This window comes from Priestia abyssalis (assembly GCF_002019595.1).
Taxonomy (GTDB): domain Bacteria; phylum Bacillota; class Bacilli; order Bacillales; family Bacillaceae_H; genus Bacillus_BA; species Bacillus_BA abyssalis.
This window is the reverse complement of the sequence record NZ_KV917369.1, coordinates 3,253,745-3,266,228: the sequence shown is the minus strand read 5'-3', so window position 1 is coordinate 3,266,228 and position 12,484 is coordinate 3,253,745. Positions and strand designations below refer to the sequence as shown.

Annotated in this window: 12 protein-coding genes; 9 read left to right on the top strand and 3 right to left on the bottom strand. The window is 42.0% G+C overall.

The genetic code is table 11. The features are described 5' to 3' along the window. Positions 1-140: 140 nt before the first annotated feature. The 3 genes from BK575_RS15695 to BK575_RS15685 form a co-directional block, all read right to left on the bottom strand. Positions 141-1,502: an MFS transporter gene (locus BK575_RS15695; RefSeq protein WP_078411404.1), complete on the bottom strand. Its 1,362-nt coding sequence runs from the start codon at positions 1,500-1,502 to the stop codon at positions 141-143. A gap of 153 nt (positions 1,503-1,655) precedes the next feature. Continuing rightward, positions 1,656-2,180 (bottom strand): gamma carbonic anhydrase family protein, encoded by a 525-nt coding sequence (locus BK575_RS15690; protein WP_078411402.1) that lies wholly within the window; start codon positions 2,178-2,180, stop codon positions 1,656-1,658. A gap of 35 nt (positions 2,181-2,215) precedes the next feature. Further along, positions 2,216-3,403 carry an acetyl-CoA C-acetyltransferase gene (locus BK575_RS15685; protein WP_078411400.1) on the bottom strand — a complete coding sequence of 396 codons (1,188 nt, stop codon included), beginning with the start codon at positions 3,401-3,403 and terminating at the stop codon, positions 2,216-2,218. A gap of 381 nt (positions 3,404-3,784) precedes the next feature. On the opposite strand from BK575_RS15685, the gene BK575_RS29655 reads away from it, so the two are divergent. The 9 genes from BK575_RS29655 (at position 3,785) to BK575_RS15645 (ending at position 12,475) form a co-directional block, all read left to right on the top strand. After that, on the top strand, positions 3,785-3,967 hold the full coding sequence (locus tag BK575_RS29655) for a PaaD-like zinc ribbon domain-containing protein (protein ID WP_456238398.1): 183 nt from the start codon (positions 3,785-3,787) through the stop codon (positions 3,965-3,967). Between the two features lie 7 nt (positions 3,968-3,974). Beyond that, the gene (locus tag BK575_RS15680) at positions 3,975-4,832 is read left to right on the top strand and encodes a 3-hydroxyacyl-CoA dehydrogenase NAD-binding domain-containing protein (protein WP_078411398.1); all 858 of its coding nucleotides are present in this window, start codon (positions 3,975-3,977) and stop codon (positions 4,830-4,832) included. Further along, on the top strand, positions 4,822-5,556 hold the full coding sequence (locus tag BK575_RS15675; RefSeq protein WP_078414821.1) for a 3-hydroxyacyl-CoA dehydrogenase family protein: 735 nt from the start codon (positions 4,822-4,824) through the stop codon (positions 5,554-5,556). The genes BK575_RS15680 and BK575_RS15675 overlap by 11 nt, the downstream gene beginning before the upstream one ends. Positions 5,557-5,569: 13 nt before the next feature. Next, on the top strand, positions 5,570-6,769 hold the full coding sequence (locus BK575_RS15670) for a thiolase family protein (RefSeq protein WP_078411396.1): 1,200 nt from the start codon (positions 5,570-5,572) through the stop codon (positions 6,767-6,769). 14 nt (positions 6,770-6,783) lie between these two features. Then, complete coding sequence (locus BK575_RS15665; RefSeq protein ID WP_078411394.1) at positions 6,784-8,259, top strand: aldehyde dehydrogenase family protein; 1,476 nt, start codon at positions 6,784-6,786, stop codon at positions 8,257-8,259. Between the two features lie 131 nt (positions 8,260-8,390). After that, a complete protein-coding gene (locus BK575_RS15660; protein WP_078414820.1) occupies positions 8,391-9,188 on the top strand; it encodes an enoyl-CoA hydratase/isomerase family protein in 798 nt (265 codons plus the stop codon). Between the two features lie 558 nt (positions 9,189-9,746). After that, positions 9,747-10,622, top strand: a complete 876-nt coding sequence (locus BK575_RS15655; protein ID WP_078411392.1) for a PaaX family transcriptional regulator — start codon at positions 9,747-9,749, stop codon at positions 10,620-10,622. Between the two features lie 82 nt (positions 10,623-10,704). Further along, the gene (locus tag BK575_RS15650) at positions 10,705-11,478 is read left to right on the top strand and encodes an enoyl-CoA hydratase/isomerase family protein (RefSeq protein WP_078411390.1); all 774 of its coding nucleotides are present in this window, start codon (positions 10,705-10,707) and stop codon (positions 11,476-11,478) included. A gap of 10 nt (positions 11,479-11,488) precedes the next feature. After that, the gene (locus BK575_RS15645) at positions 11,489-12,475 is read left to right on the top strand and encodes an MBL fold metallo-hydrolase (protein WP_235867492.1); all 987 of its coding nucleotides are present in this window, start codon (positions 11,489-11,491) and stop codon (positions 12,473-12,475) included. Positions 12,476-12,484 lie beyond the last annotated feature (9 nt).

Here is a 12,484-nt window from a genome sequence, read left to right as displayed (position 1 = left end):
GCCCGTCATGAAAATCCAGTAAAATCAAGGATTACGTGACGGGTCCTTTTCAGTAAAAAATCATGTTTGTGGCCTGTTTAAGACTTATGGGACAGCCATTTTCTAGGCTTTATTAGAAATGTAAGGCTTCTACAATAATCTTATTTTTCTAAAATATTCATGTTTGGAACAGAACTTTTTGCAGAAACTTCTATAGATTGAGCGGAGGCAGTTTTTTCTCGGACAAACGCCATAGCGATTGCTGCAATGGCTCCAGGGATGGCAAAAGCAAGAAAATTCTGTTGTAATGGTAAATTCATCGTGAGAAGGTATCCGCCTAGTATTGGACCGATGATGGCACCTGTTCGCCCTACTCCAGACGCCCATCCAATCCCTGTTGAACGCATATGAGTAGGATAATGCTGAGAAACACCGGCATAAAGAATGATTTGCGTTCCGATTGTGGCCGCTCCAGCAATTGCCACAAGTGTATATAAAGCAAATGTGTTAGGCTCAAATCCTAGCAGTGTTAAAGATACTGCCGCCATGATAAAGAAGGCAATCAACACTTTTCTGACATTCCAGCGGTCTGACGCTCTTCCGCCGAGAATTGCACCTAAAATTGCTCCTGCATTTAATGCTAAAAGGAACATTAAACTTGAACCTAATGGGTATCCGGCTTGTGCCATTAACTTTGGCAGCCACGTATTCAATCCGTATACCATTAATAAACACATGAAAAATGCAGTCCAGAACATAAGAGTACTGAAAGCGCGCCCGTCTTTGAATAATTGGGCAACCGTAATGCCTGTTTTACCAGGAATGACCATTTCATACTCATCGCTTTGCTGTGGTATGAAAGAAGGATTAACTTTAGCTAATACTTGACCGATTTCTTTATGTTTATTTTTAGCCAAAAGGAAACCGAGAGAATCCGGAAGATATTTATAAATAAACGGAAGTGTAATTAAAGGGAAAGCGCCTACAAAAAACATCGATTGCCAGCCGAAATTAGGAATCAAATATATTCCTAGCGCTGCTGCGAATATTCCGCCAATAGCGTAACCGCTAAACATAATTGAAACTAATGTCGTTTTGAGCGTTTTTGGTGAGTATTCAGTGATTAAGGCCACGACATTCGGCATCACTCCGCCTAAACCGATGCCTGCTATAAAACGGAAGATTCCGAATTGGGCAGGACTGGTGGCAAATCCGATTACCCCTGTAAATACACTAAAAATCACTGTGCAGAGAATAATCATATTTTTGCGCCCAAATTTGTCTGCTAGAGGGCCAAAAATCAGTGCGCCAATCATCATGCCAAAGAGAGCGTAACTGCCTAAAGAACCTGCCTGGACGGGTGTTAATCCCCATTCTTCCATTAGTACTGGGACAACAGTTCCGTACACAACTAAATCAAATCCGTCAAAGATAATGATAAAAGCAGTTAATGCTAAAACGAGACTATGAAAGCGGTTAAATTTGGATTCATCAACCATTTTGGTAATATTAATTGAACGCATAGTTTTCCCCCTTATTTGAACCTAGATTCCTTTTGGTAGTATGGTCAACAATCAGCCTTCTGGTGATCAGAAAAATGTGCCTAGTTTTGGATGGATCATTCAATTTAAGGTGATGATACTAAAAAACAGAATTTTCAGTTTAGTTTTTGTGCATTATTTTGTTTTCAGCTCAGCATCTTGAACTATATAGTTTTGCTTAAGTTCTTGATACCACTTTGAACTTTCCTGGACCCACCAAAGTGAAGATCCTTCTATATCTTTTTTCTTTTGAGCCGGGATACCCGCGGCTAAAATGCGGTCAGGGAATATGGTGTTGGCTGACACCACGCTGCCGGCTGCAATGACAGTTTCTTCTCCAATCATTGCATTATCCAATACGACAGCATTCATGCCGATAAGTGCACTGCGTCCAATTTTGCAATTATGAAGAATAGCTCCATGGCCAACTGTGACATCCTCTCCAATATATGTGCCCCCATCCGTCATATGGATGACACAATTGTCTTGCACACTGCTTCGGGCTCCGACAACAATGGGGCCTAAATCACCGCGGAGTACGGCGCCAAACCAGATGCTTGCACCTTCCTCGATCGTTACATCGCCAATAAGTGTTGCATTTGGAGCTATATAAGCTGACTGGGCGATTTTTGGTTTTTTCCCCATATACTCTAAAATCATTTCGTCATTCCTCCGTTTTTATTTGTCATCTTCATTTATTCCTTTTCAATAATAGTTGCTACTCCTTGACCTCCACCAATGCAAAGAGTTGCTAATCCGTATCTTGAATCCCTTCGTTTCATCTCATGAATAAGGGTAACAAGAATTCGTGCTCCGCTTGCACCTATGGGATGCCCGAGTGACACTGCTCCGCCATTTACATTTAGCCTGTCCTTATTAAAATTCAGTTCACGGTCCACTGCAATCGCTTGAGCTGCAAAGGCTTCATTTGCTTCGATAAGGTCAATGTCACTTAAAGAAATATTTGCTTTCATAAGTGCTTTTTTGGCGGCAGGGACAGGGCCAATTCCCATAATAGACGGATCCACTCCGGCACTTGCATTGGCTTTAATTACAGCTAGAGGTTTTAATCCCAATTCCTCTGCTTTTTCTCTGCTCATGATAAGTACACAAGCGGCACCATCGTTAATTCCGGAAGAGTTTGCAGCTGTGACAGAACCTTCCTTTTTGAAGGCTGGTTTTAGTTTACCTAGATTTTCCCATGTCACATCTTTCCTTGGGAATTCGTCTGTCGCGAATGACTCCGTTTTCCCTCCTCGTTTTTCAATAAGAACAGGGATGATCTCTTCAGCGAATTTTCCTTGTTCTATGGCTATTTGAGCTTTTTGATGGCTCCAGGCGGAAAACTTATCTAGTTCTTCACGGGAGATGTCGTATTTAGCGCATAAATTTTCTGCAGTAATCCCCATATGATAATCATTAAAAGCACACCATAAACCGTCATGAATCAATCCGTCTATTACTTTTTCATCTCCCATATGGAAACCGTTCCGGGCATTTTTAAGAATGTAAGGGGCTTGGCTCATATTTTCCATTCCGCCTGCCAGGATGATATCCGCTTCCTCTGTAAGAATTGATTGGGCAGCAAGGTGGACTGCTTTTAGTCCGGAACCACAAACCTTATTAATAGTCGTGGAAGGGACGAAATAGGGCAGACCAGCCTTTACGGCGGCTTGACGGGCTGGATTTTGTCCAACCCCAGCTTGGAGAACGTTTCCCATAATCACTTCATCTACTTGATCTGCTTCTAATCCGACTTTTTCCAATGCACCTTTTAATACAACTGCACCTAAATCGGGGGCTGGGATACCAGCCAGGGAACCATTGAAATTTCCAATGGCTGTACGAACTGCACTAACGATTACAGCCTCTCTTTTACTCACATTTCTTACCTCCTGTTTACTATTCCTTTTTAATAGTTTAGAACATTACTAAGATGTAATTGTATTATATAATAAATACGACCGATAAATAAACATAATTATTTAAAAAATACGTCCGTAAAAAATAAATGCTATAAAATTAAATCTTTATGAGTGGATGAAAAGAGTTGAAATGAGATAAACCTTTATATATCAAGGTTATTTTTAATTTTATAAAAAAATAAATCTTTAATTTTAATTTAAATATTCTGTTATTTATTATTTTTATTGTATTGACATGTTTGGTGATCACGAATTAATATTATGTTAAATTAACGATAATTAATAAAACGTAATAAATATTAAAAACTGAATTCTATACAGACCAAAACAGAAAGAGGGGTGTTCGGATTGAATAGCAAGCAATCGGCGATTCATTGTTCGTTTTGCGATTCAACAAATGTAAATCTCTTATCTCCATTCGGAACCGCACAGTTAGTTTCTCAACATTACTGCAACAGTTGTCACAGCGTGTTTGAGTATATTAGATGGCAAAATCCCGAGGATGAACAAAAGGAGGTGTAGCTAAGAAATGTCAATTACTACAGTAGGTGTGGTAGGTTCCGGCACAATGGGTGCCGGCATTGCACAGGTGGTTGCCCAAAGCGGTTTTCATGTTCTGCTATTTGATATGAATGAAGAAATTGTCAGTCGATCATTAAGCGGAATAATGGGCCGTCTTGAGAGATTGGTAGAAAAAGGAAAGTTATCAAAAAATGAATTAGAAGAAATCAGAAAACGAATTCAGACAAGTACTCACTTATGTGAGCTGAAAAGCTGTCACCTTGTTATTGAGGCGGCTTCAGAAAAAATAGGGATTAAAAAGGAGATTTTTCAGAAGCTTGACGAGCATTGTTCTGCGGAAACCATTTTAGTGACAAATACTTCTTCCTTTTCCATAACAGAAATTGCGAGTATTACACGCCGGCCGGAAAGAGTCGCTGGTATGCACTTCTTCAATCCCGTCCCTTTAATGCCGCTTGTCGAGGTGATTAGGGGAGTGGAAACCGCTGATGAAATCATTGAAAATCTTGTCCAATTTGCTTCTGGACTTCAGAAAGTACCCGTTACCTGTGAAGATACACCAGGATTTATTGTGAACAGGGTGGCCCGTCCTTATTATAATGAAGCATTAAAAATTTACGGCGAGCGTTTAGCGGCTTTTGACCAAATTGATCGCATCATGAAAAAGGCTGGTAAGTTCAAGATGGGTCCTTTCGAGCTGCAAGATTTAATTGGCATAGATATTAATTTCTCTACGACTGAATCCGTCTATCAAGGTTTCTTTGGAGAAGGCAGGTTTCGTCCTCACTTTTATCAACAGCGAATGATGCAGTCAGGAAAGTTAGGAAGAAAGGTTGGTGCAGGTTATTACCATTATGAAAACTAAAACGAAGCTAAAAGGAATGGTTGCAGGCCAAGGCACATTAAAGGAATCTATTGCGGCCGGGCTGCAGAAAAGCGGATTGGAGATTGTTCCGGTAGAACGAGTAGAAAACATCGATTTTGTCATAGAAACTACGAATCTTGATATTAATCAAAAAAAGAAGAATCTTCAGGAGATTGAACAGGTTATTGCCGATGATGTTCTCATTCTCAGTACATGTCTCGGGGTAACAGCAACTGAATGCGCTTCATGGCTAAAATGTCCGGAACGCTTAGTAGGATTTGCCTCGTTTGCTCCCTGGCAGGATGCAGAGTTAATTGAAATAGCGCCGGCTCTTCAGACAGATTCTCTTTATTTGGATCAGGCTCGGCAATTTCTTCAGCCGCTCGGTAAAGAAGTTGAAATCGTTGAAGATGGAGTGGGATTGGTTTATCCGAGGATTTTGTCATTGATTATTAATGAAGCCGTATTTTCCCTGACTGAAGGAGTAGCTAGTGCCGAAGACATTGACACGGCGATGATGAAAGGAACGAACTATCCGATGGGCCCTCTTGCCTGGGCGGATGAAGTTGGAATTGATGATGTGTATGCAGTTTTAGCGGGGCTTTACAAAGACTTTGGGGAAGAACGCTACCGGCCTGCTCCGAAATTGCGGAAGATGGTTTATGCCGGCTGGTTAGGAAGAAAATCCGGCAAGGGTTTTTATAACTACGAGATTGAGAAGTGAGGAGGAAGATAGAATGAGAGAAGCAGTCATTATCGACGCTGTTCGAACACCCATTGGAAAGTTCAATGGGGCTTTAAAAAATGTGCGTCCTGATGATTTAGGGGCACATGTCCTTCGGGAATTATTGAAAAGAAACCCGATAGATCCTTCTGTTGTAGAAGATGTCATTTTTGGTTGTGCAAATCAAGGCGGTGAGGATAACCGTAACGTAGCACGCATGTCCGTGTTATTGGCCGGTATGCCGGAAACGGTGCCCGGCGTCACGGTCAATCGTCTTTGTGCATCTGGATTGGAAGCGCTTATCCATGCGTATTCATCGATAAAAGCGGATATTGGAGACGTGTTTATTGCAGGGGGAACGGAAAGCATGACACGTGCACCTTATGTCATGATGAAGCCTCAGCTTGGTGGCATGCGTGAGAAGCCGGCTTTAGAGGATACGACTATTGGCTGGCGTTTAGTCAATCCTGCTTTGGCTAAGCAGTATCCGCCCATTAGTTTAGGAGAAACGGCTGAAAATGTTGCCGTTCGGTACGGAATTTCAAGGGAAGAACAAGATGAACTGGCACTGCTTAGTCAAAATAAAGCCCATCAAGCAATTGCAAGTGGCCGGTTTAAGGATGAACTGGTTCCTGTCAGCATCCCTCAGCGTAAAGGAGATGCAATTATGTTTGATACAGACGAGCATCCGCGTCCAGAAACAACGCTTGAAGTCCTTTCTAAGTTGAAGCCTGCTTTTGTTGAGGGAGGAACTGTAACGGCGGGGAATTCATCAGGGATTAATGATGGAGCATCGGCACTGTTAATTATGGAGAAGCACCAAGCCGAGGATTTGGGTTTAAAACCGATGGCCCGGATCGTCACTTCAGCTGTTTCCGGAGTTCATCCATCCTATATGGGGATTGGACCAATTCCAGCTGTGCAAAAAGCCTTGCAGAGGGCGGGATTATCTGTGGGTCAATTGGATTTAATTGAAATTAATGAAGCCTTTGCTTCTCAAGGGCTGGCCTGTATTAAAGAGCTTGGCTTTGACATGGACAAAGTGAATGTAAATGGTGGGGCAATCGCTTTAGGTCATCCATTAGGCTGCAGCGGTGCCCGTATTATGACCACGCTTGTTCATGAAATGAAACGAAGAGATTGCCGTTATGGACTTGCCACGATGTGTGTCGGAGTCGGACAAGGGATTGCCACAATCATTGAAAAATTATAAGGGGGATAAATACGATGAAAAATCATTATCAATTATTTATTAATGGTCAATATGTGGACAGCAGCAACGGAGAAGTTTTTGAAACACATAATCCTGCTACGGGCGAAGTGATCGCGACGATTGCAAAGGGAACGAAAGAAGATGTAGACAAAGCGGTAGAAGCAGCCCGTAATGCGTTTGAGTCAGGTAAATGGCCGAAGTATACAGGAGCTAGAAGAGCGCGTCTATTAAATAAAATTGCCGATATCATGAGAGCCCGATTTGAAGACTTGATTAAGGCAGAGGTGCTCAATAGCGGGAAGACTGTAGATGCCGCAAAGGGTCAAATCAATCAGGCAATTGAGGACTTTGAATTTTATGCTGCAGCTGCCGTTACATTAGGCGGGGAAACCAAACCTGTGCCGAATGGTTTCTTTAACTATACCGTCAAAGAGCCTGTTGGGGTATGCGGACAGATTATCCCGTGGAACTATCCTTTGATGATGGCGGCGTGGAAAATCGCTCCCGCTTTAGCCGCTGGATGTACGGTTGTATTAAAACCGGCCAGTTATACTCCAATCACTGCTTATATGTTGGCGGAGATTTGTCATGAGGCTGGTGTGCCTGAAGGGGTCGTTAACGTTATTACAGGAAGCGGCTCAGAAATTGGTCCTTATATGACAGAACACCCGGGAATTGATAAAGTCGCATTTACCGGGGAGACAGAGACCGGGAAAGATATTATGACACGCGCTTCTGGCACTTTAAAGCGGATCACATTAGAGCTGGGCGGAAAATCACCGAACATCGTATTTGATGATTGCGATATAGATGGTGCGGTAGATGGTTCCCTTTATGGGATCTTCTATAATACAGGGCAGTCATGTGAAGCTCGCTCACGTTTATTTGTTCATGAACAAATTTACGATGTGTTTATGGAGAAATTCCTTGAAAAAGCCTCACGTATACGTGTAGGGGATCCGTTCGAAAAAGGCGTTCATATGGGAGCTGTCATTTCTGAAAGCCATGAACAGGTCATTGACGGCTATGTAAAAGTAGCGGTTGAAGAAGGGGCTGAAATTCTTTATGGCGGTAAGCGTCCTGAAGGTCCGGAGTTTGAAAAAGGGCATTGGTATATGCCGACGGTGATCGGGAATGTAACGAATGATATGAGGGTTGCCCAGGAGGAAATTTTCGGTCCCGTTGTAGTAGTGATGAAATTTAATGACGAAAAAGATGTCATTCGCCAGGCTAATGATACCATTTTCGGTTTAGGTTCTGCCGTTTGGACGAACGATCATGGAAAGGCGCATCGTGTCGCTGCTGCCATCCGTGCAGGTATTGTCATGGTCAACTCACCGATTTCAGCATTTCCCGGCACGCCGTTTGGGGGATATAAGCAATCCGGATTTGGGCGGGAATTATCACTTGAAACACTCGATCTTTACACAGAAACAAAAAGTGTCGTTTCTTATATTGGCAGCCGTCCGTTAAATTTACTCGGATTATAATATTATGTTTTTTAAAATATCGTCAAAAAAATATATAAAAAACTATTGCTAATAGAAAGAAAATTATGTATATTATGAAATATAAACGATAAACAAAAAAACATATTAGGAATAGGGAGGAATTACCAATGATTGAAGCTGTAGCTGCTAAAAAGGAAAATTTAACGATTGTGAAGGATAATGGGGTGGCTGAAATCCATCTTCATGTTAACAAAACCAACTCTTACAGCCTTGCATTTTATCAAGATTTGAATGCGGCCATCGATGAAATTCGTTTCGATCCAGAAATTAAAGTAGTCGTGTTAGTGAGTGATATGCCGAAATTCTTCTCAGCGGGTGCGGATATTAACTTCTTAAAAGCAGCAGAGCCGCGCTTTAAAACCCAGTTCTGCCTATTCTGCAACGAAACATTGGACAAGATGGCCCGTTCACCGCAAATTTACATCGCTTGCTTGGAAGGACATACAGTGGGCGGCGGATTGGAAATGGCCCTTGGCTGTGATCTTCGCTTCATGGGAGACGAGGCAGGAAAAATCGGGCTTCCGGAAGTATCGCTTGGTGTGTTAGCCGGGACAGGCGGAACGCAGCGTTTGGCGCGTCTTGTAGGATTCTCTCGCGCATTGGACATGAACATCACAGGGGACACACTATTACCGCAGGAAGCATTAGAAATCGGTCTTGTAAACAAAGTGTACCCGCAAGCAGAAACAAGAGCGAAAACGTTAGAATATGCCAGAAAGATTGCAAATAGCGCAACTTACGCCACATCAAATATTAAGTTGTCCATCATGAACGGAAAAGAAATGCCATTAAATGTAGCGATCCGCTACGAAGGCGAGTTGCAAAATCTATTATTCCGTTCGGAAGATGCGAAAGAAGGGCTGAGCTCTTTCTTAGAAAAACGCCCTGCTGATTGGAAAGGCCTGTAAGGGAAAGTAGCGTTCGATTTTGTGAATAAGGGGATGATCTAAAAGGTAGAAAACCATATCTTTTAAGTCGTCCCCCTGAAGGGACCCGGTGCAAGAAATCCAACTATATAAATCGATTTAGAAAATTGGACATGACCAAAGAACGGCCATGTCCAATTTTCTAGACCTAAGCGGATGGCACCCCCCTTGCGGGGTTGGCGCCATCCGCTTAGGTAAACCCTTGAGGGCGAATTCAAGTTGTATGGATCCCCGATTGTGATGCCTCTTGATTGAATGAAGATGTGTCGAGTTATTAAGTGAAATAGATAGATGAAGGATTTCCTGCCGGGTCCTTTAAATCGAGAAAACGTTTATCTTTAGGGGGCTTATTTGCCTGGTTAATGCAGGATAAAGACGATTCTAGCTGTCTATCTCGAACTTATGGGATCACTCGCAATTTTTGATTAGACATATTGAATTTCTGTTCTCTCCATATGTGTGAAAGAGAAAAAGCTTGTAAAGTTTTATTCCAATCGGTGATAATAGGAGAAAACTTGGAAAGTAAGATAGGTGGAAAAAATGAAACCAAGATCACTGATGTTTACACTTTATGGCGAGTATATTCAACATTATGGTGAGGAGGTGTGGATTGGGAGTTTAATTCGGATGATGTCCCATTTTGGGATTTCGGAATCCTCCATTAGAGGGGCCACCCTTCGGATGGTGCAGCAAGACTTTCTTAAAGTGAGGAAAATTGGAAATAAGAGCTATTACTCTCTAACTAATAAAGGGAAAAGAAGCATGCTGGATGGGGTCTCAAGGGTATACTCTATTCGGAATTTTAAATGGGATGGCTATTGGCGAATTTTGACTTATTCGGTTCCGGAGGAGAAGCGGGAATTGAGGAATCAAATTCGTAAGGAATTAAGCTGGACAGGATTTGGCATGATTTCCAACAGTACATGGGCAAGCCCCAACCCGATGGAAAAACAGATTATGGAATTAATAAAAGAGTATCATTTAGAAGATTATATTATTCTCTTTACATCCAGTTCCATTGTCTCGCATGATAATCAATCCATTATTGAAAAAGGATGGAATTTGCCTGAGATAGCAAAAGAATACGATGTTTTTATTGAAGATTATCGTAAAAAGTTTGAAGATTTAAAGGAACGGGCCTGGAATAATACTTTGACAGACGAAGAGTGCTTTATAGAACGGACAATTCTTGTTCATGAATATCGGAAATTTTTATTCTTAGACCCTGATTTTCCTACAGATCTCCTTCCGGCGGATTGGAGCGGATCGAAAGCAAGAGAATTATTTTTCAATGTTCATCAGCTATTAGCTGTGCCAGCCATCAGGTATTTTGAAACATTGTTTGAACAAGCCCCTGACAGTGAGTATGTTTCCAATAGAGATCGGGCCATTAATCCTTTTATCTCCATTGTTTAAACGTTAGGTCCGATGCTTGTTGAAGGGGAGAAGAACGTAGTGGAGTGAAAAAAGAAAAAGAGTAGGGAGAAAGGGGAAACATATGAACAGCAACTATGAAACCATAAATTTTTATGTGGAAGAAGGAATTGCTCATCTTACTTTAAACCGTCCTCCAGTGAATGTTATGAATATTCAAATGATGGAGGAGATTTCAGATGCCCTTTTTAGTATCCGCAGTCATAGAAATTTGCATGCTTTAGTGATTCGTGCTGAAGGAAAAGCGTTTTCTGCGGGGGCTTCTGTAGAAGATCATATGGGAGATAAAGCAGAACCCATGCTCCATGCTTTTCATAAAATGTTTCACCTTCTGATCGAAATTCCTTGTCCGACTATTGCGGTTGTTGAAGGAGCGGCTCTTGGCGGCGGGTGTGAATTGGCGACTTTCTGTGATATCGTGTATGCAACGGAAAAGGCTAAATTTGGGCAGCCTGAAATCAATCTAGGGCTTTTCCCTCCTGTTTCGATTGTGACGTTCCCTTGGTTGACCGGCTTTAATAGAACGATGGAATTACTCCTAACAGGAGAAACGATTGACGCCCGAAAAGCGTATGAATGGGGTTTTGTCAATCGCGTCGTTTCGCCGGAAGACTTGGAATCAGTTCTCCAACAGTTAGTAAGCAATTTGAAAAATAAAAGCGCTTTAGCACTTTCTTTAACAAGGAAAGCTGTCCGTGAAGCGATGGCTTCCAGCTTTGCTTCCTCAATTGGAAAAGTGGAGCAGATTTATTTTCGGGATTTGATTCCGTCTAATGACGCTCAAGAAGGTCTCCATTCCTTTGTAGAAAAAAGAGAACCGGTCTGGAAAAATTCGTAGGAGGGCGGTTATTTTGGATATTCAGCATATAGAGGAGAACATTTATCGGGTTCCTATACCGGTCCCTTTTCCAATGAAATATGTTTACTGTTATCTTTTTAAAGAAAAGGACGGTTGGAGCGTGGTGGATGCAGGTTTCCATTATCCGGAGGCAGTAGAAGCGTGGAATCAGGCGTTTTCTTATTTATCATTGGACCCGAAGGAGATTCGTTCTATTTATATAACCCACTTTCACCCTGATCATTTCGGATTGGCCGGGTGGATGCAAGAGGTAACGGGTGCCCCAGTATTTATTAGTGCTGAAGATTTTGCAATGGTTAACCGTGTTTGGGGAGATGACGACAGTAAGCAGGCCAGTCACATTGCTGTCATGTGCAAACAAAATGGAGTGCCGGAAGATTTGGCGGATCAAATCGAGGAGCACATGGAGAAATTAAAGAAACATGTTCTTCCTTTGCCCAGTCTAACTGTATTAAATGATCAGGAAGTCACGTTAGGTGGGTGGGTATGGAAGGTTATTCCAACACCGGGGCATAGTGATGGATTAATCTGTTTTTATCAACCGGAAAAACAGCTTTTATTAGCGGCAGATCATGTTTTAGATAAGATTACCCCTAATATTAGTTTATGGCCCGGATGCCGTTCAAATCCGCTGCGAGACTATTTCGATTCCTTAAATAAAGTGGGTTCCCTCGATGTACATATGACTCTTCCGGCCCACGGAGGCATCATTCGTTACCTTTCTAAAAGAATTGATGACATTATTCTTCATCACGAAAATAGATTGGACCAAATGTTTGCCCTTGTCAAAGAAGGTCAAACGGCTTATCAAGTTGCCGAGGGGGTTTTTGGCCATAAAAACTTAACTCCTCATCAATGGAGATTTGCCATGGCTGAAACTTTAGCTCATTTAGAATTTCTTGTCTCAACCGAAAAACTTGTAAAGATAACGAATGGGGAAATTATACAATACCAGCCTAACTTATGCATGGTCTAGCTTAAAAAG